We start from the raw sequence: 22878 nt of genomic DNA, 5'->3' as shown, positions 1-22878 counted from the left end.
TTGTGCGATATCGAACATACTGCGCAATGGCCACGCCCCCCGACCCCCGCAAGAACCACCTGCTCGCCATGCTGCCGGACGCCGAGTGGCAGCGCTGGCTGCCGCAACTGGAGTGGGTGGACATGCCGCTCGGGGAGGTGCTCTACGAGTCGGGCAGCACGCTCAGCCACGTGTACTTTCCGACCACCGCCATCGTTTCGCTGCTCTATGTGATGGAGAACGGCGCCTCGGCCGAGATCGCCGTCGTCGGCAACGAGGGCATCGTCGGCATCTCCCTCTTCATGGGGGGTGAATCCACGCCCAGCCGCGCCGTGGTGCAAAGCGCAGGCCAGGGTTGGCGGCTGAAGGCGCAGATGATGAAGGACGAATTCAACCGTGCCGGTGCGGTGCTGCATCTGCTGTTGCGCTACACCCAGGCGCTGATCACGCAGATGGCGCAGACGGCGGTGTGCAACCGCCACCATTCGCTGGACCAGCAGCTGTGCCGCTGGCTGCTGCTGAGCCTGGATCGCCTGCAAGGCAACGAGCTCGTGATGACGCAGGAGCTGATCGCCAACATGCTCGGCGTGCGCCGCGAAGGCGTGACCGAGGGCGCCCTCAAGCTGCAGAAGGCAGGGTTGATCCGGTATGCACGCGGCCGCATCACGGTGCTGGACCGCGAGGGACTGGAGAAGCGCACTTGCGAATGCTACGCCGTGGTCAAGAAGGAGTACGACCGGCTTCTTCCGGAGCGCTTGGCGGCCTGATCCCGCGGCTGCTCTGTGCGCTGGCAGACAGTCGTGCCGCGGCGCGGCGCGCAGACTGGAAGCCCTTCCATCACCGGAGTGCCTTTGCCTGCCGCCGAAAACCACCTCATCGAGCTGCTTTCCCGCAGCGACCGCCAGAGTCTGCTCGCCATCTGCGAGCCGGTCCAGCTGGTGCTGGCCGAGGTGATGTGCGAGCCCGGCGAGCCGACCCGGCATGTCTACTTCCCTGTCGATGGCTTCATTTCGGTGATCGCACGGATCGACGGCCATCCAGGCCTGGAAGTCGGCATGGTGGGCCGCGAAGGCATGCTGGGGACGCAACTGGCCCTCGGCGTGGCGACGACGCCCCTGCATGCGGTGGTTCAGGGCCCGGGTGCTGCATGGCGCATCGCCGCCCCCGACTTCCAGCGCGAACTGGCGCGCAACGCGGGCCTGCAGCGCGGCCTGCACCGCTACATCCACGTCCTGATGTCCCAGCTGGCCGATTCGGCCGCGTGCCTTCGCTTTCACCTGATCGGCCCGCGCCTGGCGCGCTGGCTGCTGATGAGCCAGGACCGCGCCCATTCGGACAGCTTCCGCGTGACGCAGGAGTTCCTGGCCTACATGCTGGGCGTGCGCCGCGTCGGCATCACGGAGGCTGCCGGCGCCTTGCAGCGTGACGGATTGATCCAATACAGCCGTGGCGATCTGAAGGTGCTGGACCGCCCCGGGCTCGAAGCGATGGCATGCGCCTGCTACGCCGCAGACAAGAGAGCCTACGCCGAGTTGCTCTGAATGTGCGGTCGCGAACAGACAGGGCGCACCCGATCGCCTACAAGGGGGCATGGACTATGACTTCGCTTCCAAACGCCTTCCGTACCAAGGATGGGAGGTGCGCAGCCGCCTCACCCATGTTTCCCTGGAGGGCACCGTGGCGGCCGGTGCGGAACTCTTCGTCGACGACGTTTGCATGTGCCACCTCGTGTCGTGCAAGCAGTTCGCTCATGGGGGTGACGCCATCCGCGCGATCGAGCGCAAGGCCACCCTCTGGATCGATGACCGCGGAACGCATTCCAGGAGCAGCGATGTCGCAGCCGCCCTTCTTTCATGAGGCTTCCGGCACCGTCCGTTTCTGGGTCGAGGTCGAGGGGCAGCTCGTCGGCGCCAGCGTCGGCAAGGAAACCTTGCACTACCGCTATCGGTCGACCGCCACCGACGACGAAGCACTGGACACCTATGCGCTGCACGCGCAGGACATCGATGACGCCGTGCGGCGCCGTGTCGCACAAGGTTCCACCGAACCCGTGATGCTGCGCGAGTTCGATCTGCGCCATGACGCTCCGCGCCCCTGAGGCCCGGCCAGCGGCCATGACCTGCGAGGTCATCGACGCCGCGCACCCGCTCTGAGACATTGGATGCAAGCCGGAACCGGGGTGGTTCCGGCAGCCACCAGGCCGAACTTCAAAGGCCGCGAAAGAGCACCATGACCTCAGGTTTCGACATCCTCCCCCTCGCCGTCGCGTTTCTCATCGGCATCGCCGCCGTGGGTTCCTGCATCGGCATCGGCATCGTCGGGTCGAAGCTGCTGGAAGGCACGGCGCGGCAACCCGAGCTCAAGGACACGCTGCAGACCCTGTTCTTCCTGATCGCGGGCGTGACCGATGGTGCCTTCATCATCGCGACCGGCATCGGCCTCTGGTTCGCGACTGCCAACCCCTTCCGTTGAGGTGCGGGCTCAAGCGGCCTTGAATTCGATCTCGCGGTACGGCCGCTCCGGAACCGCCGCTGCCGTGCGCGCTGCCGCTTCGCTCTGCAGCGCCTCCCACAGCGCGGCATCGCCGGCCCGGCGCGCGGCCTCCATCGCCGTCAGGTAAATCAGGCTGCGCTGCGCCTGGCTGCCGCCGAAGCCGTGGGCGACGGGCAGCAAGGGAAACAGCAGCTGCGCGCAGTGGCCGTAGCGGCCTTCGCCGAAAGCCATGACCGCCTCGCAGACGGTGCCCGCCTCGCGCCACCACGGCGCGGGCGCCGTGGCCGGCACGGCGGCGATCGCGCGCTGCCCGGCCTCGATCTGTATGGCCTCGCCGGCGCCGACCAGGGCCAGCATCGCATGCACGTCGTTGAAGACCGACCAGCCCCAGGCGGCCTGGTCGCGCCAGCGCGGCGCCAGGGCCTGCCAGCGCCCGGCCACATCGACGCCGCAGAGGCCGAGCCGCCACAAAAGCGCACTCGCATCGACCAGGTCCAGCGCCATCGAGGCCGGCCCGGGCGCGATCGCGCGGTCGTAGAGCGCCAGTGCCGAGGCGTGGTCGTCGCTGCGCAGATGCTGCAGCGCCAGATGCCAGTGGTTGTGCACCGCGAGCGCGTTGTCCTGCTGCCAGAGCGAGGTGTCGGTCGTGAGCCAGCGGATGCCCTCGGCCACGCGGCCCTGCATCTCGTAGACGTGGGCCACTGCATGCACGGCCCAGGCGTCCTGCGGATTGCGCGCCAGCGCCTCCATGCCCAGCGCCTCGGCGCGCGCGTATTCGTTGCATTCCTCGAGGCCGAAGGCATGCATGCCCAGCACGTAGCTGTAACCGACGTCGTCCTCGCTCCATTGGTCCAGCGCGCGGCCGATGCGGTCGCGCAGCATGGTCGACTGGCCGAGCACCAGGTCTGCCATGTGCGTGAGTTGCAGCGCGAAGAGGTCGCGCGGATGGTCGATCAGATGGCGGTCGAGCAGGCGGTTGGCGCGGCCCATGTCACCGTCGGCCCAGACCTGCAGGGCCGCCTGGAAGGACTGCTCGCGCTCGTTCGGCCGGCGGCGGCTCGCGGCCGCGGCCGCGGCCGCCAGGCTCTCGCGCGCGGCGGGCAGCGCCTGGCCATCGATGGCGCTGAGCATGAAGCCGGCCATCAGGAGGTGGCCGGAAATGAAGTCCGGATCCTGTTCCAGCGCCGGCTGCAGCACCGCGACCGGATCGAGCCGCAGGCTGTTGAAGAGGTCGAGCGCCTGCTCGTAGGCGGCCACGGAAGCCGGCTGGTCGGTGGAAAGCGCCAGGCCGCGCGCGTCGTGTTGGGTCATGGTGGATCCTTGTACGAAAGACGCAAGAAGCGTAAGTTCGCCCGGCTGAAACCCCCGCAGCGATTCCCGCAACAAGGCTGACGATTCCGCCAATCGATGAGTTCCGCAGTCGCTTCTTCCGGCGATCGTCCCGTGATCGCCATCCTCGTCACCACCGAGAGCGCAGCCTCGGTGGTCTACGGCATGTTCGACCTCCTGAAGTGTGCGGGCCGCGACTGGCCGATGGTGGTCGACGGCCGGCCGGGCGCCGAGCTGCTCGAGCCCGTGCTGGTCGCCGCGAAACCGGGCATCGTGCGCGCCGCCAACGGCGTGCCCATCGAGGCGCACCGCAGCTTCGACGAGGTCATTGCGCCGGCGGTGGTCTGCGTGCCCGAACTCATGATCTCGCCCTACGGTCCGCTCGACGGACTGTTCGCCCGGGAGGTCGCGTGGATGCGGCGCTGCCACGCGGCCGGCTCGCTGGTCGCCGCCTCCTGCTCGGGCGCCATGCTGCTGGGCGAAGCAGGCCTGCTCGACGACGAGGACGCCACCACGCACTGGGCATTCTGCGAGGTGCTGCAGCGCCGCTATCCGCTCGCGCGCGTGCGGCCGCATTGTGCGCTGATCACCTCCGGCGAGGGCCAGCGCCTGGTGATGACCGGCGGCGGCAGCTCATGGATGGACCTGGCGCTCTACCTGATCGCGCGCTATGTCGGCATCGAGGCCGCGATGCAGGTCGCCAAGCTCAACCTGATCGACTGGCACCACGTGGGCCAGCAGCCCTTCGCGCGCGTGGCGAGCACGCGGCAGGCGGAGGACGCGGTCATCGGCCGCTGCCAGACCTGGATTGGCGACCACTATGCGCAAGCCGCGCCGGTGGCCGCGATGGCCGCGCTGAGCGGGCTGGCGGAGCGCTCGTTCCAGCGCCGCTTCAAGCTCGCGACCGGCATGACGCCGATGGAATACGTGCAGAACCTGCGCATCGAGGAAGCCAAGCACCTGCTCGAGACCACGGAAGACCCGGTCGAGGCGATCGCGGGCGAGGTGGGCTACGACGACGCGGCCTTCTTCAGTCGCATGTTCCGCCGCGCGGTGAGCCTGAGCCCAGGGCAGTACCGGCGGCGCTTCGGCGGCCTGCGCGCGGCGCTGGCCGGCACGCGGCACTGAGTGCTATATCGGCGCCGCGCCGCCGGCGCTCGACAAGGGACTTCCTTCGGGCAGCACGCGCAGCATGCCTTCCTGCGCGGTCGAGGCCACCAGCCGCCCGTCGCGCGTGAACAGGCTGCCGCGGCACAGGCCGCGGGCGCCGCCCGCGCTCGGCGAATCGAGCAGATAGAGCAGCCAGTCGTCCATGCGGAAATCGCGGTGGAACCACATCGCATGGTCGAGGCTGGCGGGGCGCACCCGGCCGCTCATGAAGCTCAGGCCGTGGGGCAGCATCGCGGCCCGCAGCAGCCCGTGGTCGGAGGCATAGGCCAGCAGCGCGCGATGCACGACCGGGTCGTCGGGCAGCGGCGCGATGGCGCGCAGCCAGAGCGCACTGTGCGGTGGACGCGGCGCGGGCGTGAGCAGGTCGTCCGGATCGACGCGGCGGTACTCGATGCCGTGCGGCGCCAGCGCGTTGTTGCGCCAGCGTTCGGGCAGTCGCTCGCCGAGCGCGCGGCGCTGTTCCAGTTCGCTTTGCAAGCCTTCCGGCCCGGCCGCCTCGGGCATCGCGAGCTGGTGCTCGATGCCCTCGTCCACCGTCTGGAAGGAGGCCGACATCTCGAAGATGATGCGCTCGCGCTGGCGCGCCACCACGTGCCGGGTGGTGAAGCTGCGGCCGTCGCGCACGCGGTCGACCGCGTACTCGATCGGTGCATGTTCGCCCGGCAGCAGGAAGTAGGCGTGCATCGAATGCACCGGCCGGTCGGCGCCGACCGTGCAGCTCGCCGCCACCAGCGCTTGGCCCAGCACCTGGCCGCCGAACACCGCCGGGGTGCCGATGTCCTCGCTCTGGGCCCTGAAGCGGTCATCGCCCAGGGCTTCGAGGTGCATCAGGTCGACGAGCTGGTTGACGAGGCGGGCGGCGGTGGCGGGATCGGTCATCCGGCGAAGATAGCAAAGAGGATGCCGCGGCGCTGTCCCGCCGGCGGCTTGCTGCTATCGATCGAGGTCGACGCCGTCGGCGATCAGCTTCTTCTGCAGCGCCGGCACATCGACAGCGGCGAAGCTGCCGGTGCCCAGCGATGCCGCAGCCGTCCCCGCGGCCTGCCCCATCACGAAGCAGCCGCCGCTCGCCCGCGCGGCCGACTGGCCCTCGTGCGTCATCGAGGCGCAGCGCCCGGCCACCAGCAGGTTGTCGACGCCGCGCGGCACCAGCATGCGCCAGGGCAGCTGGTTGTAGGTGCGCGTTTGGTCGCGCGGAAAGGCCCATTCGATCTTGCCGGCGGCATGCATCTCCATCGGCCAGGCGTTGATGCCGATGCTGTCGTCGAAACGCGCCGACGAGAGGATGTCTTCGCCGGTGAGCGCATAGAGCCCCTCGATGCGCCGCGTCTCGCGGATGCCGACCTGCGGCGCGATCTCGACGATGGCCGATCGCTCGAAGCCCGGCACCTCGGCCTTCAAGAAGCGGAAGTACTCGCCGATCTGGCGCCGGCCCTCGACCTCGCCGTCGCTGAGCTCGCGCGCATCCACGCCGTTCATCGCGTCGCCCTTGGCATTGCGGATCTGCGTGACGTTGGCGCGCCATTCGCGCGGATCGATCTGCGGCCGCAGGATCGCGCCTTCGCGCGGGAAGCGGTAGGCCTCGGGGTCGCGCTCGCGCGCCTTCGCCATCAGGTCGTTGATGGCCTTGAACTCGCCCACCGCGGCCAGCGCGCGCGGCGCATCGACGTGGCCGACGCGGAACATGGTGGACGGAAAAAGCCCGCTGCCATGGCCGTCGCCGACCGCGAAAGGCACGCCCGCGAAGACCGCGACATCGGCATCGCCGCTGCCGTCGATGAAGGCATTGGCGCGGATCGCCTGCCGGCCCGACTTGGTCTCGACCACCAGCGCGGCGATGCGCGGGCCTTCCATCACCACGGCCGCGGCCCAGGCGTGGAACAGCAGCTCGACACCCGCATCGAGCAGCAGCTGATCGGCCGCGCACTTGTAGATCGAGGTGTCGTAGGAGCGCACGCGGATGCGGCCCTGCATGCCGTCCTGCGGCTTGTTGAGGCCGCCCATCGCATCCATGCGTGCGAGCAGCTCGTCGACCACGCCGTGCACCAGCTGCGTCATCTCCCCGTTGCGCTTGCCGTAGAGGCCCGCGAAGTTGGTCACGCCGCCGGCCGTGCCCATGCCGCCGAGGAAGCCATAGCGTTCGACCAGCAGCGTGCGCGCGCCATGGCGCGCGGCGCTCACGCTCGCCGCGATGCCGGCCGGGCCGCCGCCGACCACGACCACGTCGTATTCGCCGAAGACCGGCAGGCTGCGCTCAGGCTCGACGATGGAAGCGCTCATTGCAGCTTGATGTTGTTGGTCGAAATGATCTTGGTCATGATCGCCGCCTCTTCCTTCACGCGCGTGCGCATGCCGTCCGGCGAGGTGCCAACCGCCTGCCAGCCCTGCTCGAACAGCTTCTGCCGCACTTCGGGCGCCTTCATGATGACGGCGAGCTCGCGGGAGATGCGCTCCTGCGCGGCCTTGGAAAGACCGGCCGGGCCGAGCAGCGCGGTCCACACCTCGAGGTTGAAGTCCTTCACGCCGGCATCGGCCAGCGGCGCCAGTTCGGGCACCAGCGTGCTGCGCCCGCTCGTGATGCCGATGGCCTTGACCTTGCCGGCCTTGACCTGGGGCATGGCCACGCCGGGCGGGATCAGGGCCATCTGGATCTGGTTGCCGATCAGGTCGGTCATGACCTGCGGATTGCCCTGGTAGGGCACGTGCACGGCCTTCAGGCCCGGCACGCGGCCCTTGAGCAACTCCATGCCCAGGTGGCCCACCGAGCCGACGCCCACCGAGCCGTAGCTCCATTTGTCGTCGCTCTTGCGCGCCGCATCGACGAAGGCTGCGCCGCTGGGCAGGCTGTTCTGCGCCACCAGCACCAGCGGCGCGGTGGTGAGCAGCGAGAGATAGGTGAAGTCCTTGGCCGGGTCGTAGGGCAGCCTGGAATAGAGCAACTTCGACGAGGTCAGGTTGCCGTTGATGACCACGCCGAGCGTGTGATCGTCGGTCGCCTTGGCCACCTGGTCGGCCGCGATGTTGCCCGAGGCCCCCGGCTTGTTGTCGACCACCACGGGCTGGCCCAGCGCCTTGGCCAGCGGCTCGGCGATGGTGCGCGCCGCGATGTCCGGCGTCGAGCCGCCGGGGAAGCCGACGATCAGGCGGATCGGCTTGGTGGGCCAGGCGCCGTTCTGCGCCGCGGCGGCCAGCGGCAGCGCGCAGGCGGCGATCAAAAGAGCTCTCTTGGAAAACTGCATGGGAGTGAAGCGGGAATGGAAAGAGAAGCGAAGGATAAAGCCGAGTTGTGACCAGGCGTTACTCGAGGCTGATATTGCCCCGCCGAACCAGTTCCCCATAGACCTTGGACTTGGCCTCGGCCTGCCGCTGGATCTCCTCCGGCGACCAGGCCAGCGGCTCGAAGGCGAAGGTGTCGAAGCGCGCGCGGATCTCGGGGTCGGCGATGACCTTGGCGACGTCGGCATGGATCCTGGCCCTGATCGCCGGCGGCACGCCCTTGGGCGTGAGCAGCGAGACGAAGGAGCTCACGTACAGGCTCGCCGGGCCGCCGGCCTCGGCCATGGTGGGCACATCGGGCATTTGCGGAATGCGCTGGGGCGCCGCAATCGCGATGTAGCGCAGCTTGCCGGCCTTGTAGACGCCCTGGCTGGAGGGGATGGTCGCGAAGCTCCACGGCACATCGCCCGAGCCCACGTTGGCGTAGAGCTGGGAGACTTCGCGGTAGGGCACATGCTGCATGTGCACGCCGGCCAGGGACTCGAGCTGCTGCGCGCCCAGGTGGCCGGCGCTGCCGACGCCCCAGGAGCCGTAGCTCACCGGGTTGGACTTGGCGGCAGCGACCAGGTCGCTCATGTTCTTCCACTTCGAGTCGCTGGCCACGGCGACGAAGAAGGGCGTGCGGAACAGCGAGGCCACCGGGTCGAAGTGCTGCAGCGTCACGAAATTGCGCGACTTGTACAGATGCGGCAGCGCGGCGACATGCTCGCTGTCGAGCTGCAGCAGGGTGTAGCCGTCGGGCGCCGCGCGCCGGGCCTGGTCGATCGCGATGAAGCCGCCGCCGCCGGGCCTGTTGTCCACCACCACGCGCTGGTTCCAGAGCCGCCCCAGCTTGTCGGAGACCAGCCGCAGCACCGCGTCCGGCCCGCTGCCGGCGGCGAAGGGCGTGATCAGGGTGACGGGCTTGCTCGGGTAGTCGGCGGCCGATTGCGCCGCGGCGCCGGCGGTGAAGAGGGCGGCGGCGAGGCCGGCGATCAGCGGGAGGATGGGTTTCATGCGGTTTGTCTCCGTGGTGTGTCGTTGAAATAAGGCGGGTTGTCTCAGGCCGCGGTGCGCTGCGCGTCGGCCAAGCTTTGAGCCGGGTTCCATGCGTAGAGCCATTCGACTGCGTCGTAGAAGCGCTCGGGCGTGCGGCCGGTCCACAGGCTGTTGCGCACCAGGCGCTCAATGCCCTTGGCGTGGTAGAGCCGGCCCATCTCGCGCACCGACAGCACGACGCGGGCCGTGCGTGCCACGCGGGCCGACGCATAGAGCTGGAAGGCGGTGGGCAGGTCGAACTCGCAGGCCTCGACCGCCGCGCCCAGCGTCACCGCGTCTTCGAGCGCCATGCAGGCGCCCTGCGCGAGGTACTGCGTCATCGGATGGGCCGCATCGCCCAAGAGCGTGGCCGGACCTTCGCTCCAGTTCGCGACCGGATCGCGGTCGGCGGTGCTCCAGCGGCGCCAGGAGGTGGGCCGGTCCAGCAGCTGGCGCGGGCGCGCGTGCACGCCTTCGAAGTAGGACAGCACTTCCTTCTTGCTGCCCTCGGTCACGCCCCACTCTTCCTGCTCACGGCTGTGGAAGGTCACGACCAGGTTGTATTGCTCGCCATGGCGCAGCGGGTAGTGCACCAGGTGGCAGTTGGGGCCGGCCCAGACCACCGGCGCGTTCCAGCGCAGGTCTTCGGGCATGTCGGCGGCCGGCACCACGGCGCGGTAGACCACGTGGCCCGAAACGCGTGGCGCATCGCCGACGAGCCTGGCACGCACCACCGATTTGACGCCGTCACAGCCGACGATCGCATCGGCATGGAAGCGCCGGCCGTCGCGCGTGACCGCCGTCACGCCGCTGCCGCCGATGTCCAGGTGCTCGACCTGCGCCGAGGTGTGGAAGCGGATCAGCGGATGCTCTTTGACCGCCTCGTGGATCGCGCCATGCAGGTCGGCGCGATGGCTCACCGCATACGGATTGCGAAAGCGCGCGCGGAAGGCCTCGCCCACCGGCACCGAGGCCACCTCGCTGCAGTCGACGGCATCCATCATCACCAGCCGGTCGGTGAAGACCGAGCCGCGCCGCACCGCTTCGCCGACGCCCAGGGCATCGAGTGCGGCAAAGGCATTGGGGCCCAGCTGCAGGCCGGCGCCGATCTCGCCGATGGCCGCGCTCTGCTCCAGCAGGTCGATCGAAATGCCGAGCCGAGCCAGCGCCAGCGCCGCCGCCATGCCGCCGATGCCGCCGCCGACCAGCAGCACCGAAGGCTTGGAGTTCTGCGTCTTGCTCATTCCACTCGCACTGCGATCGGCTCGAGGCCGTCGATGCGCACCTGCATGGTCTGCCCGCGCTGCACCGCACCCACGCCTTCGGGCGTGCCGGTGAAGATCAGGTCGCCGGGCTGCAGCGCGAACAGCGTCGACAGGTTCGCGATGACCTCGTTTACCGACCAGATCAGGTTGCGGATGTCGCTCTTCTGGCGCGTTTCGCCGTTCACTTCGAGCGTGATCGCGCCGGCCGCGACCTCGCCCGACTCGGCGAACCGACGCACCACGCCGACCGGCGCCGAGAAGTCGAAGGCCTTGCCGATCTCCCAGGGCCGGCCCTGCTCGCGCATCTTCATCTGCAGGTCGCGGCGCGTCATGTCGAGGCCGACCGCATAGCCGTAGATGTGCTTCGCCGCGTCCTCGACCGCGATGTCCCGGCCGCCCTCGCCGATCAGCACCACGAGCTCGGCTTCATAGTGGTAATTGGCGGTCTGGCCTGGGTAGGGAATGCCCACCGTTTCACCCGCGGGCACCGGCACGATCGACGCATCGTCGTTCGGCTTGCAGAAGAAGAAGGGCGGCTCGCGGTCGGGGTCGAAGCCCATCTCGCGCGCATGCGCCGCGTAGTTGCGGCCCACGCAGTAGACGCGGCGAACCGGGAACAGGTCGGACGAGCCGGCGACGGGAAGGCCGACGACGGCCGGGGGAGTGAGGACGAAAGACATGAGAACTCCTGCCGCGGTGCGGCGCATGGGGATCGAGAAAGGAGAAGGCTGCCGGGGCAGCGCGGGTCAGGCGTTGTCGAGAAAGGCTTCGCGCAGCACGCCCATCGCCTGTTGAACGGGCCGGTCGGAAAAACTGAACAGCACCACCTCCTCGCTCGCCGCGAGGCGCAGCGGCGCCCACGAGGGCACGACGAAGGTGTCGCGCGGACCGAAGTCGAAGCGCTGGCCGCCGATCTCGGCCGTGCCGCGGCCCTCGACCACGCTGTAGACCGTGCCGTCGGTCGCGCGGTGCGTCTTGCCCGCGAAGCCCTTCGGCAGCAGTTGCAGGTTCGTCGCGATGGTCGGCATCGGCGAGCCGCCGGTCAGCGGGTTGATGTAGCGCAGCTTGTGGCCCAGCCAGGCGTCGGGCGCCTCCTGCTCCTGCAGCTGCGCCAGCGCCTCGCGGCTGCGTGCATAGGGGTAGTTGAAGATCGGCGACGTGGGCGCGCTGTGGTCATGGCGCACCGGCACCATGTTGTGGCCGAAGCGCGCCAGGCTGTGACCCTCGGGCCGCGCGACGTGCTGCACCTTGGCGTCGTCGTTCTCGGCGAAGCCGGCGTCGAAGAAGCGCAGCATCGGGATGTCGAGCCCGTCGAGCCACACCACCGGCTCGGCCACGCCTTCGATGCCCTCGTTGCCGTGGTCGTGCCAGGCCCACGAGGGCGTGATGATGAAGTCGCCCGGGTACATGGTGGTGCGCTCGCCGCCCACCGTGGTGTAGGCGCCCTTGCCGTCCACGATGAAGCGCAGCGCCGACTGCACATGCCGGTGCGAGGGCGCGACCTCACCCGGCATGATGAGCTGCAGGCCGGCATAGAGCGATTGCGTGATCGACGAACGGCCCGGGATCGCCGGGTTCTCCAGCACCAGCACGCGGCGCACCGCCTCCTCGGCCGTGATCAGCGCGGCCGACTCCATCAGGAGCGGGCGGATCTCGTCGTAGCGCCAGAGCGCGGGCACGCAGGGCGTCTGCGGCTCGCGCGGCACCAGCGCATGCAGCGACTCCCACAGCGGCGTGAGGTGCAGCGGGCGGATGCGCTCGTAGTAGTCGCGGCGCTCGGCGGCGTCGGCGCGCGCGGCCTGGGGGGCGGTGTTCATCTGGGCATGTCTCCGAGGGGTGACTGCATTGTTTGTCCGCACCACTATTTGTTCAAGACGTGTACTCAATACTCGGAATCTCGATTTTCGATAATGGTGGCTGCATTGCGAAGGAAATCCCATGTCCAAGCTCGATCTCGAATGGCTCGCGGTCTTCGACGAGGTCTACAAGACCGGCAGCGTCTCGAAGGCGGCCGAGCGCCTCGACATGGCGCAGGCCGCGGCCAGCACCATGCTCAACAAGCTGCGCGCGCATTTCGACGACCGGCTGTTCGCGCGCACCGCGCAAGGCATGCAGCCCACGCCCTATGCCCAGCGCATCTACACCCACGTGCGGGAGGCGCTCGCGCAGCTCGAGCAGGCGCGCGGCAGCCGCAGCAGCTTCGACCCCGGCGCGGCGAGTCGCAACTTCCGCATCTGCATGACCGACATCAGCGAGGTGGTGATCCTGCCCGGGCTGCTCGACCACCTGCGCCGCACGGCGCCCGGCGTGCACATCGAGACCGAGATCATCTCGACCGAGAGCGGCCGCCGGCTGGAAGACGGCGAGGTCGACCTGGCGGTGGGCTTCATGCCGCAGCTCGATGCCGGCTTCTACCAGCAGACGCTCTTCATGCAGAACTTCGTCTGCCTGGTGGCGCGGAACCATCCGCGCATCGGCGAGCGGCTCACGAAGAAGCGCTTCGAGGCCGAAGCGCATGCGGTGATCTCGTCCTCGGGCACCGGCCATGCGATCGTCGACAAGACCATCGCCCGCCTCGGCCTGGCGCGCAACGTGGTCGTGCGCTTGTCGAGTTTTCTCAGCGTGGCGCGCATCGTCGCCCACACCGAGCTGGTCGTGATCGTGCCGCGCATCCTCGGCGAGGTACTGGCCACGCAGGAGCCGGTGAAGCTGCTGGAGCCGCCTTTCGCGCTGCCGTCCTATGCCGTCAAGCAGCACTGGCACGAGCGCTTCCACGCCGATCCGGGCAATGCGTGGCTCAGGCGCACGGTGGCTCAACTTTTCGGCGCCCAAACCGCTTCGCCGCTCACATAATCGCCGCGGGCGCCCCACGACATCAACTCATCGCCCAGGCACTCCATGAGCTCGATCACCCTGCGTTTCCTGGCCGAACCCAGCACCGTCAACTTCGGCGGCAAGGTCCACGGCGGCACCGTCATGAAATGGATCGACGAGGCCGGCTACGCCTGCGCGACCAGCTGGTCCAAGCGCTACTGCGTGACGGTGTTCATCGGCAGCATCCGCTTCCACCGGCCGATCATGATCGGCGACCTGGTCGAGGTCGAGGCGCGGCTCGCCTACACCGGCAGCAGCAGCATGAACATCTCGGTCGAGGTGCGCAGCGGCGACATGAAGGGCGGCGAGATGCAGAAGACCACCGAGTGCCTGGTCGTCTTCGTCTCGGTCGACTCGCACGGCCGGCCGCTGCCGGTCGACAGCTTCACGCCGGGAACCCCGGGCGAGATGGCGCTGGCGGAGCGGGCACGTACACACCTCGAGGCCTCGCGCGCCGCTTCGGGCGGCGGCTAGTCGCAAACGCTCCGGCTGCCTATGCCGCAGCGGGCGCTCCCTGGCTACACTGCGGCGTGCCGAGGCACGCCGCTTTCGTCTAAGGCACTTTTTCCTCACTCCGAGAGGGGCAAGAGATGAACGTTCTGGACAAATCCGTAGCGACCAGCTCACTGGAGGAGATGGCAACGCTTCTGGATGCGCTGACCCGGTTCCGCAAAGGCGATGCCAAGGTCCGGCTGCCCGTGCACTGGACCGGGCTTTCGGGCAAGGTGGCCGACGTCTTCAATGACCTGGTCGAGCAGAACGCCACGCTGGCCGCCGAGCTGGTCCGCCTGCGCCAGGTGGTCGGCAAGGAAGGCAAGCTCAAGCAGCGTGCGGTGCTTTCCGAAACGCGCGGCTTCTGGGGCGAATCGGTCGAATGCGTGAATGCGCTCATCGACGATCTCGTGCACCCGACCACCGAAGTGGCTCGCGTGATCGGCGCCGTGGCCCAGGGCGACCTGTCGAAGAGCATGGCGCTGGAGGTCGACGGGCGCAAGCTCGAAGGCGAGTTTCTTCGCACGGCCAAGACCATCAACAAGATGGTCGAGCAGCTCGGCAACTTCTCGGCCGAGGTCACGCGCGTGGCGCGCGAGGTCGGCACCGAGGGCAAGCTCGGCGGCCAGGCCAAGGTGAAAGGCGTGGCCGGCACCTGGAAAGACCTGACCGATTCCGTCAACTCCATGGCCGGAAACCTGACCGACCAGGTGCGCAACATCGCCGACGTGACAACCGCGGTGGCCAAGGGCGACCTGTCGAAGAAGATCGATGTCGACGTCAAGGGCGAATTCCTGACCCTGAAGAACACGATCAACACCATGGTCGACCAGTTGCGCTCCTTCGCATCGGAGGTGACGCGGGTGGCGCGCGAGGTCGGAACGGAAGGATCCCTGGGCGGGCAGGCGCGGGTCGAAGGCGTCTCGGGCACCTGGAAGGACCTGACCGATTCGGTGAACTCGATGGCCGGCAACCTGACCAGCCAGGTGCGCAACATCGCCGACGTGACCAAGGCAGTGGCGGCCGGCGACCTCTCCAAGAAGATCACCGTCGACGTGAAGGGCGAGATCCTCGAGCTGAAGAACACGGTCAACACCATGGTCGACCAGCTGCGCTCCTTCGCGGCCGAAGTCACGCGCGTGGCGCGCGAGGTCGGAACGGAAGGGATCCTGGGCGGACAGGCCGACGTGCAGGGCGTGGCCGGCACCTGGAAGGACCTGACCGAGTCGGTCAACTTCATGGCCGGCAACCTGACTTCCCAGGTGCGCAACATCGCCGAGGTGACCACGGCCGTCGCCGCCGGCGACCTGTCCAAGAAGATCACGGTGGACGTGAAGGGCGAAATCTCCGAACTGAAGAACACGGTCAACACGATGGTCGACCAACTGCGCTCCTTCGCCGCCGAGGTGACGCGGGTGGCGCTCGAGGTCGGCACCGAGGGCATCCTGGGCGGGCAGGCCGATGTGCAAGGCGTGGCCGGCACCTGGAAGGACTTGACCGACTCGGTCAACCTGATGGCATCGAACCTCACATCGCAGGTGCGCAACATCGCCGACGTGACCAAGGCAGTGGCGACCGGCGACCTTTCCAAGAAGATCACGGTCGACGTGAAGGGCGAGATCCTGGAGCTGAAGGCCACCATCAATACGATGGTGGACCAGCTCTCGTCCTTCGCCGCCGAAGTGACGCGCGTGGCGCGCGAGGTCGGCACCGAGGGCCGGCTCGGCGGCCAGGCCCAGGTGCGCGATGTCTCGGGGACCTGGAAGGACCTCACGGACAACGTCAACTCCATGGCCGGCAACCTGACCGGCCAGGTGCGCGGCATCGCGAAGGTGGTGACCGCGGTGGCCAACGGCGATCTGCAACAGAAGCTCACGGTCGAGGCCAAGGGCGAGATCGCGGCGCTCGCCGAGACCATCAACAGCATGACCGAGACGCTTGCCACCTTTGCCGACCAGGTGACGACCGTCGCGCGCGAGGTCGGCGTCGAAGGCAAGCTGGGCGGCCAGGCGAAGGTGCCCGGCGCCGCCGGCACCTGGAAGGGCCTGACCGAGAACGTGAACCAGCTGGCGGCCAACCTGACGACCCAGGTGCGCGCCATCGCGGAGGTGGCCACCGCCGTGACGCAGGGCGACCTGACCCGCTCCATCACCGTGAAGGCTCAGGGCGAGGTCGCGGCGCTGAAGGACACGATCAACGAGATGATCCGCAACCTGAAGGACACGACGCAGAAGAACACGGAGCAGGACTGGCTCAAAACCAACCTCGCCAAGTTCAGCCGCATGCTTCAGGGCCAGAAGGATCTGCTCACGGTGGGGCAGCTGATCCTGTCCGAACTGGCGCCGGTGGTGGGTGCGCAGCAGGCGGAGTTCTACGTGCTGAACACCGCCACGGCCACGCCGAAGCTGAAGCTCTTCGCCAGCTACGCCTCCGGCGGCCAGACTTCGCACGGCAAGGAGATCGAGCTGGGCCAGGGCCTCGTCGGCCAGTGCGCCGTCGAGAAGTCCAAGATCCTTCTGACCAACGTGCCGAGCACGGCCTTCCGGATCGTCACGGGCCTCTCCGAAGGCGCGGCCATGGACGTGATCGTGCTCCCGGTGATCTTCGAAGGCGAGGTGCGGGGCGTGCTGGAGCTGGCCTCGCTGGAGCGTTTCAACCCCGCGCACCAGGCCCTCCTGGACCAGTTGACCGAATCCATCGGCATTGTGATCAACACCATCGCCGCCAACATGCGCACCGAGGACCTGCTGACCCAGTCGCAGTCGCTGGCCGAGGAGCTGCAGAACCGCCAGCTCGAGCTTCAGCAGACCAACGAGGCGCTGCAGGAGAAGGCCCGGCTGCTGGTGCACCAGAACCAGGAGGTGGAGCGCAAGAACCAGGAGGTGGAGCAGGCGCGCCAGGCGCTGGAGGAAAAGGCGGAGCAGCTCGCGCTCACCTCCAAGTACAAGTCCGAGTTCCTGGCCAACATGTCGCACGAACTGCGCACGCCGCTCAACAGCCTGCTGATCCTGTCGGACCAGCTGTGCAAGAACAGCGAGGGCAACCTGACGGCCAAGCAGGTGGAGTTCGCGAAGACCATCCACCTCTCGGGCAACGATCTGCTGATGCTGATCAACGACATCCTGGACCTGTCGAAGATCGAATCCGGAACGGTCGCGGTGGAGGTCAGCGAACTGCGGCTGGACGACCTGCAGCGCTCGGTCGAGCGCAGCTTCCGCCACGTCGCCGAGGCCAAGCACGTCGGCTTCGACATCCACGCGTCGGGGCCGCTGCCCGAGACGATCGTGACCGACGTCAAGCGCCTGCAGCAGGTCATCAAGAACCTGCTGTCGAATGCGTTCAAGTTCACGCACCAGGGTTCGGTCGCGTTGACGGTCGAGGCCGTGGACAGCGGCTGGTCGCGCGACAACGAGGAGCTCAACCGGGCCGGCCAGGTCATGGCCTTCGCCGTGTCCGATACCGGCATCGGGATTTCCGCCGACAAGCAGCAGATCGTGTTCGAGGCCTTCCAGCAGGCGGACGGCTCGACCTCGAGAAAATACGGCGGCACCGGCCTCGGCCTCGCGATCAGCCGTGAACTGGCGCGCCTTCTGGGCGGCGAGATCCGCCTGGTGAGCACGCCCGCGCAGGGCAGCACGTTCACGCTGTACCTGCCGCAAAGCTACAGCTCGCCGCGCAGTGCACGGCTGGGCCGTACGGCGGCGGCGCGGGCGGAAGTTCCTCGCCGCGCCGAACGCAACCGGGTCGCGGAACTGCGGCCCGGTCCGGGTCCGCAGAAGTCGGCCCGGCGCATCGTTGCCGCAGGGGCCAAGCCCGTCCAGGCCGCCGAACGCGGCGATGCAGCCGACATGCTCCCGTCGCTCAACATCGCCGACGACGACCGCGACAGCATTCTTTCCGGGGACAAGGTGCTCCTGATCGTCGAGAACGACCTCGCCTTCGCCAAGATGCTGTTGCAGGCCGGGCGCAAGAGCGGCTTCAAGGGCCTGGTCAGCTCCAGCGGCGCCGGCGCATTGGCGCTCGCGCGCGACTACCGCCCGGCACTCATCACGCTCGACATCTTCCTGCCCGACATGGAAGGCTGGCGCATCCTCGAGCGCCTGAAGGCCGACCTTGCCACGCGGCACATTCCGGTCTGCGTGGTCTCGACGGACGACTCGCGGGAGCGGGCCCTGAACTCCGGCGCCGTCGGCTTTCTGGCCAAGCCGCTGCAATCGATCGACGAAATCGATGCCGGGCTCGGGCATCTTTACGGCTTCGTTCAGGCGGACGCCAGGAAGCTGGTGGTCGCCATGCGCCCCTCGTCGCTGCGCGATCGCTATGTCGCGACCCTGGCCGGCAGCGAGATCGACAGCGTGGTCGTGGAAACCGCCGAGGCGGCCAGGGACGCGCTGGCGCAGAACGACGTGGACTGCCTCGTGACCGACGGCATGGTGGCCGGCTTCGGCCGCGCGGATGCCGCCGAGTTCGTCGAAGCCCGCCCGGCGACGCGGCAACTGCCGGTCGTCCTGTACAGCGCGGCTCCGGGCGGCCGCGTGCCGGGGTGGGAGCACGGCCACGGCGGCTCGGCGATGCGCGTCGCGGATTCGCTGGAGCGGCTGATCGACGCAACGGCCTTCTTCCTGCATCGGGGCCTGGCTTCGATGTCCGAGCAGGAACGGAGAGCGGTCGAAGCGGTCAACGCCGGCGCCGGCACGCTGGCCGGCAGGAAGGTGCTGATCGTCGACGACGACATGCGCAACATCTTTGCGCTGGCGACCATCCTCGACGCACAGGGAATGCTCATCGTGTCGGCGGAGAACGGCCGCGATGCGATCCGGCTGGTGCAGGAGGATGCCGGCATCGACATCGTCCTGATGGACATCATGATGCCGGAGATGGACGGCATGCAGACGATGCGCGAGCTGCGCCGCCTGCCGCGCGGCAAGCAGCTGCCGCTGGTGGCGGTGACGGCGAAGGCCATGAAGGGCGACCGCGAGAAGTGCATCGAAGCGGGGGCCTGGGACTACCTGTCGAAGCCGGTGGACACGACCTATCTGCTCGCCGTTCTGCGGGGGTGGCTGTGCAAGTAGAAGAGCCTCCTGCACTGCCCGAGGAACGGGGCTCCGACGGGGGGCCGTTCGACGAGAAGGCCGACATCCTGGTCGTCGACGATCTGCCCGAGAAGCTGCTGGTCTTCCGGACCGTGCTCGAAGACCTCGGCCAGAACCTGGTGCTGGTGCGCTCGGGCACCGATGCGCTGCGGGAGATCCTGCAGCGCGAGTTCGCGGTCATCCTGCTGGACGTCAACATGCCCGGCATGGACGGGTTCGAGACGGCGACGCTGATCCGCCAGCATCGGCGAAGCGCCCATACGCCGATCATCTTCATCACCTCCTACGCCGACGAGATGCAGACCGCGCGCGGCTACTCGCTCGGCGCGGTGGACTACATCCTCTCCCCCGTGGTGCCGGAGGTCCTGCGCAGCAAGGTGAGCGTCTTCGTCTCGCTGTACCTGATGCGGCGCCAAGTCCGGCGCCAGGCCGATGCGCGGGCCGCAATGATGGCGGCGCAGGCGGCTCGCCGCGTCGCGGAGGAGAACGACAGGCGCTCCGCATTTCTCGCCCATGCGAGTCGCGCGCTCAGTAGCTCGCTGGAGATCACGGTCGCGATGAACCAGCTGGTCGAACTGCTGGTGCCCAGCCTGGCCCCGCTCGCCGTGCTGCTCCTGATCGACCCCGAGCTCGGCGCGGGAGAGATGCTTGCCGCGGCGGTGCGGCCGGGCCACGCGAGGCTTCAATGGTTCGCAGGCCCCGAAACGGCGCTCGCCCCGGGCATCCGCGCCGCGCTGCACGCCGCGGCGAACCGCGGGCGGCGAACCACCGTGGCGGAAGAAGCGCTGAAGCCGCTCACGGCCGCATCGTTCGGCCTCGCTCCGGCGGACGCCGAGTTCCCGCTGCTGCGCTCGGCCGCGGCCGTGCCGATGGTCTTCGGGGAACGTGTTCTGGGCGCGGTTCTGGTCGCATCCGGCAATCCGGACGACTCGAACGCCGGCGCCCAAGCCGGGATGGTCGACGAGTTGGCGGCCCGGGCCGCGACGGCGTTCGAGAACGCGCGCCTCTACCGCATCCTGCAGCGCGAAATCCTCGAGCGGCAGGCGGCGCAGGAAGAGCTGCAGCAGTCCAACCAGCGCAAGGACGAGTTCCTCGCGATGATGTCGCACGAGCTGCGCAATCCGCTGGCGCCCATTCATACCGCCGTCGAGGTGATCCGCCGCGTCGCCGCGCCGCACCCCAGGGTCACGTGGGCGCTCGACATCGCCGATCGGCAACTGCGGCAGATGACGCGTCTGATCGAAGAGCTGCTCGACGTGGCCCGCATCAGCCAGGGCAAGATCGCGCTCAAGCGCGAGACGATGGATCTCAACACGGTGATCGTTCAAGGCGTGGAAACGGTGCAGCCCTTCATCGACAGCCGTCGCCAGGCGTTGAGCGTCGCGATACCCGAAGAGCCGGCATGGCTTCTGGGCGACGTGGCCAGGCTCACGCAGGTGATCGCCAACCTGCTGCACAACGCTGCCAAGTACAGCCCGGAGGGAACCGATATTGCGCTGGCCTCCTGGTTCGAGGACGGCGACATCGTCGTCTCGGTGCGCGACCAGGGCATCGGCATCGACGAGGAACTGTTGACGCGCATCTTCGACCTCTTCGCGCAAGGCCAGCGCGGCCTCGACCGCGCCCAGGGCGGGCTGGGCGTCGGGCTGACGCTGGCACGGCGCCTGACGGAGATGCACGGCGGCCAGATCGAGGTCTTCAGCGAGGGGCGGGACCGGGGCTCCGAGTTCAAGATCCGCTTGCCGCGCGTTGCGGCGGTGCCCGAAGCCGGGCAGACCGCGTCCGCGCTCCCGTCAGCGCCGCGCCTCGAGCCCCAGCGCATCCTGATCGTCGACGACAACCGGGACGCGGCCGCAGGCGTCGCGGCGGTCCTCGAGCTCGAAGGCCACCAGGTTCGCACGGCGGGCGATGGCGAGGAGGCGCTCGCGATCGTCGCGGCGTACCGGCCCAGCGTCGTCGTGCTGGACATCGGACTGCCGCTGCTCGACGGCTACGAGGTCGCGCGCCGGATGCGCAAGATGCCCGAGACCGAAGACGCGCTGCTGATCGCGCTGACCGGCTACGGCCAGAACGAAGACCGCCAGGCCGCGCTCGGCGCCGGCTTCGATCACCACTTCGTCAAGCCCGCGGAGCCGAATGCGCTCCTGGCCTGCATCCATCACTGGTTCGAGCGGCGCACCAGCGAGAGGCGCACCGTATCACCGTCCAGCGCCACGAAGTAGCCCAGGTCTTCGGCCAGCAACTGCAGCGCGACGGCATCGATCGCCAGCTTGCGTGGCGCCCGGTGCGGATCCGCCAGCTCCGCGAGCTCGGCTGCCCCGCGTGTCGCGCTGAAGCGCACGATGTCGCGGCCTTCGGGTTCGATGTGCACCGCGCCGAGCTGCGGTGCGCCGTCCTGCAGATAGCTCAGGACGCCGAGACACATGTAGCGCAGCGCGGCGCCGGCCGGAAAGCGCTGCTCGCCCTCTCCGGGCGCCAGCCCCTCGCCGACATGCAGCCGGATGCCGTTCAGTCCGAAGGCGGCGCGCATCAGCCCGGTGCACTGGGCCACCAGCGCGCTGCGGGTCACGCCCTCGTCGCTGACGGCCAGCTCCCAGTCGCGAAGGGAACGCACGCCGGTCGCCAGCGCACCGACCTGGCCTTCCACCAGCGCCACTCTCTCCTGCCAGGCCGCGGCGTCGGCGGGCTTCACCGTCGCCTGGCGCTTGAACATCAGCATGGCCATCCGGATCACCGACACCGGCGACGCCAGGTCGTGGCGCAGCGCCGGGAAGACGCGCGTGAGCAGTTCGTGGCGCACGCCGGCAGCCATCCAACTGCGGGCTCCGGGGGTTGCCTTCATCGTGCGGCAGGCGGCGCCAGGATGCGATCCAGATCTTCGAAGTCGATCGGCTTCTGCAGATGATGGTCGAACAGGCCCGGCGTGGTCGTGCCGCCGGCCTCGTCGGCGCCGAAGCCTGAGATCGCGATCAGCAACAGCGGCTTGTTCCCGGCGCTTGCACGCATGCGCCGCGCAAGCTCGGCGCCGGGGAGATCCGGCAGCACCAGATCGACCAGCGCCGCATCGAAGGCTTTCTCGGCGGCGGCGGCGATCGCCTGTTGCGCGGTGTAGGTGCAATGCGCCTCATGGTCCTGCAGCGCCAGCAGTTCCCGCAGCAGATCGGCCGCGGCCTTGTTGTCGTCGACGATCAGCACGTTCACGGCAATACCCCTGAAACAAGGGTTTGCAGTATCGGGGCCGGTCGCGGAACGCCGCGTAGGAGCGTGCCTCGTCCGAACCGAGGCCGTGAACGCTCAGGCGCCGGCCGCTTCGACCGTCGCGCTGACTTCGCCCAGCCCGATGCGCACCGCGCCTTCGCGCTCGCAGAAGCCCCGCAGGCTGAGCGTATCGCCGTCTTCGAGGAAGCTACGGCGCTCGCCGTTGGGAAGCAGGATCGGCTGCTTGCCGCCCAGCGTGAGCTCGAGCAGCGAGCCGGCCTCATCGGGCTTCGGGCCCGAGAGCGTGCCCGAACCGAGCAGGTCGCCCGGCTGCAGGTTGCAGCCGTTCACCGTGTGGTGCGTGACGAGCTGCGCGGCCGTCCAGTAGGCGGCGTCGCGGGCGTTGCCGTGCGTGAGGCGCACGGCGCCCTCGCCGGCTTCGCGCATCTTCGCCGTCTGCAGCCACACCTCGAGCGTGATGTCGAGCGCGCCGCTTTCGCGGTTGGCGGGTGCATCGAGGTAGGGCAGCGGCTGCGGATCGCCGGCCGGGCGCTCGAAGGCGGCGCGGAAGGGCGCGAGCGCCTCCATCGTCACGATCCAGGGCGAGAGCGTGCTGGCGAAGTTCTTCGACAGGAAGGGCCCGAGCGGCTGGTACTCCCAGGCCTGAATGTCGCGGGCCGACCAGTCGTTGA

Annotated in this window: 21 protein-coding genes; 10 read left to right on the top strand and 11 right to left on the bottom strand. The window is 68.6% G+C overall.

Annotated features, from left to right (window positions below; translation table 11 throughout):
- Nucleotides 1-26: 26 nt before the first annotated feature.
- The 5 genes from BLS74_RS25360 to atpE all read left to right on the top strand — a co-directional run bounded on the left by BLS74_RS25360 (nt 27) and on the right by atpE (nt 2451).
- The gene (locus tag BLS74_RS25360) at nt 27-746 is read left to right on the top strand and encodes a Crp/Fnr family transcriptional regulator (RefSeq protein ID WP_093109926.1); all 720 of its coding nucleotides are present in this window, start codon (nt 27-29) and stop codon (nt 744-746) included.
- Nucleotides 747-830: 84 nt separating this feature from the next.
- The gene (locus BLS74_RS25355) at nt 831-1520 is read left to right on the top strand and encodes a Crp/Fnr family transcriptional regulator (protein WP_093109925.1); all 690 of its coding nucleotides are present in this window, start codon (nt 831-833) and stop codon (nt 1518-1520) included.
- A 49-nt stretch (nt 1521-1569) separates the two neighbouring features.
- Entirely contained in the window at nt 1570-1836 is a 267-nt protein-coding gene (locus tag BLS74_RS25350; RefSeq protein ID WP_093109924.1) for a hypothetical protein, read from the top strand.
- On the top strand, nt 1811-2077 hold the full coding sequence (locus BLS74_RS25345) for a DUF1488 family protein (protein WP_093109923.1): 267 nt from the start codon (nt 1811-1813) through the stop codon (nt 2075-2077). Before BLS74_RS25350 ends, BLS74_RS25345 begins: the two co-directional genes overlap by 26 nt.
- A 131-nt stretch (nt 2078-2208) precedes the next feature.
- Entirely contained in the window at nt 2209-2451 is a 243-nt protein-coding gene (gene atpE / locus BLS74_RS25340) for a F0F1 ATP synthase subunit C (protein WP_093109922.1), read from the top strand.
- A gap of 9 nt (nt 2452-2460) precedes the next feature.
- On the opposite strand, the gene BLS74_RS25335 is transcribed toward atpE, so the two are convergent.
- Nucleotides 2461-3783: a tetratricopeptide repeat protein gene (locus BLS74_RS25335; protein WP_093109921.1), complete on the bottom strand. Its 1323-nt coding sequence runs from the start codon at nt 3781-3783 to the stop codon at nt 2461-2463.
- Nucleotides 3784-3879: 96 nt separating this feature from the next.
- Between BLS74_RS25335 and BLS74_RS25330 the strand changes: the two genes are divergently transcribed.
- On the top strand, nt 3880-4929 hold the full coding sequence (locus BLS74_RS25330) for a GlxA family transcriptional regulator (protein ID WP_093109920.1): 1050 nt from the start codon (nt 3880-3882) through the stop codon (nt 4927-4929).
- A 3-nt stretch (nt 4930-4932) separates the two neighbouring features.
- Here the strand turns inward: BLS74_RS25330 and BLS74_RS25325 are convergent, their stop codons facing one another.
- The 7 genes from BLS74_RS25325 to gtdA all read right to left on the bottom strand — a co-directional run bounded on the left by BLS74_RS25325 (nt 4933) and on the right by gtdA (nt 12346).
- A complete protein-coding gene (locus BLS74_RS25325; RefSeq protein WP_093109919.1) occupies nt 4933-5850 on the bottom strand; it encodes an acyl-CoA thioesterase in 918 nt (305 codons plus the stop codon).
- 54 nt (nt 5851-5904) lie between these two features.
- Nucleotides 5905-7251 carry an FAD-dependent oxidoreductase gene (locus tag BLS74_RS25320; protein WP_093109918.1) on the bottom strand — a complete coding sequence of 449 codons (1347 nt, stop codon included), beginning with the start codon at nt 7249-7251 and terminating at the stop codon, nt 5905-5907.
- Nucleotides 7248-8210, bottom strand: a complete 963-nt coding sequence (locus BLS74_RS25315; protein ID WP_093109917.1) for a Bug family tripartite tricarboxylate transporter substrate binding protein — start codon at nt 8208-8210, stop codon at nt 7248-7250. Before BLS74_RS25315 ends, BLS74_RS25320 begins: the two co-directional genes overlap by 4 nt.
- Before the next feature lie 58 nt (nt 8211-8268).
- Entirely contained in the window at nt 8269-9243 is a 975-nt protein-coding gene (locus tag BLS74_RS25310; protein WP_093109916.1) for a Bug family tripartite tricarboxylate transporter substrate binding protein, read from the bottom strand.
- Between the two features lie 44 nt (nt 9244-9287).
- A complete protein-coding gene (locus tag BLS74_RS25305) occupies nt 9288-10508 on the bottom strand; it encodes a 3-hydroxybenzoate 6-monooxygenase (RefSeq protein WP_093109915.1) in 1221 nt (406 codons plus the stop codon).
- Nucleotides 10505-11209 carry a fumarylacetoacetate hydrolase family protein gene (locus BLS74_RS25300; protein WP_093109914.1) on the bottom strand — a complete coding sequence of 235 codons (705 nt, stop codon included), beginning with the start codon at nt 11207-11209 and terminating at the stop codon, nt 10505-10507. Before BLS74_RS25300 ends, BLS74_RS25305 begins: the two co-directional genes overlap by 4 nt.
- Before the next feature lie 66 nt (nt 11210-11275).
- Nucleotides 11276-12346, bottom strand: a complete 1071-nt coding sequence (gtdA, locus tag BLS74_RS25295) for a gentisate 1,2-dioxygenase (RefSeq protein ID WP_093109913.1) — start codon at nt 12344-12346, stop codon at nt 11276-11278.
- A 121-nt stretch (nt 12347-12467) separates the two neighbouring features.
- Between gtdA and BLS74_RS25290 the strand changes: the two genes are divergently transcribed.
- From BLS74_RS25290 to BLS74_RS25275, 4 genes are all read left to right on the top strand, one after another.
- Complete coding sequence (locus BLS74_RS25290) at nt 12468-13382, top strand: LysR family transcriptional regulator (RefSeq protein ID WP_093109912.1); 915 nt, start codon at nt 12468-12470, stop codon at nt 13380-13382.
- A 45-nt stretch (nt 13383-13427) separates the two neighbouring features.
- Nucleotides 13428-13877 (top strand): acyl-CoA thioesterase, encoded by a 450-nt coding sequence (locus BLS74_RS25285; protein ID WP_093109911.1) that lies wholly within the window; start codon nt 13428-13430, stop codon nt 13875-13877.
- Between the two features lie 116 nt (nt 13878-13993).
- On the top strand, nt 13994-18967 hold the full coding sequence (locus tag BLS74_RS25280) for a HAMP domain-containing protein (RefSeq protein WP_093109910.1): 4974 nt from the start codon (nt 13994-13996) through the stop codon (nt 18965-18967).
- Nucleotides 18958-21210 (top strand): response regulator, encoded by a 2253-nt coding sequence (locus BLS74_RS25275; protein ID WP_170855700.1) that lies wholly within the window; start codon nt 18958-18960, stop codon nt 21208-21210. The genes BLS74_RS25280 and BLS74_RS25275 overlap by 10 nt, the downstream gene beginning before the upstream one ends.
- Here BLS74_RS25275 and BLS74_RS25270 read toward each other — a convergent pair.
- The 3 genes from BLS74_RS25270 to BLS74_RS25260 all read right to left on the bottom strand — a co-directional run.
- Complete coding sequence (locus tag BLS74_RS25270) at nt 21147-21830, bottom strand: hypothetical protein (RefSeq protein ID WP_093109908.1); 684 nt, start codon at nt 21828-21830, stop codon at nt 21147-21149. The genes BLS74_RS25275 and BLS74_RS25270 overlap by 64 nt on opposite strands.
- Nucleotides 21827-22189, bottom strand: coding sequence for a response regulator (locus BLS74_RS25265; RefSeq protein WP_093109907.1), 363 nt, complete (start codon nt 22187-22189; stop codon nt 21827-21829). Before BLS74_RS25265 ends, BLS74_RS25270 begins: the two co-directional genes overlap by 4 nt.
- Nucleotides 22190-22282: 93 nt before the next feature.
- A partial coding sequence (locus tag BLS74_RS25260) for a fumarylacetoacetate hydrolase family protein (protein ID WP_170855699.1) occupies nt 22283-22878 on the bottom strand: 596 nt, incomplete at its 5' end.

The organism is Variovorax sp. CF079, assembly GCF_900101545.1.
GTDB lineage: Bacteria > Pseudomonadota > Gammaproteobacteria > Burkholderiales > Burkholderiaceae_C > Variovorax.
This window is presented reverse-complemented; position numbering and strand designations above follow the sequence as displayed.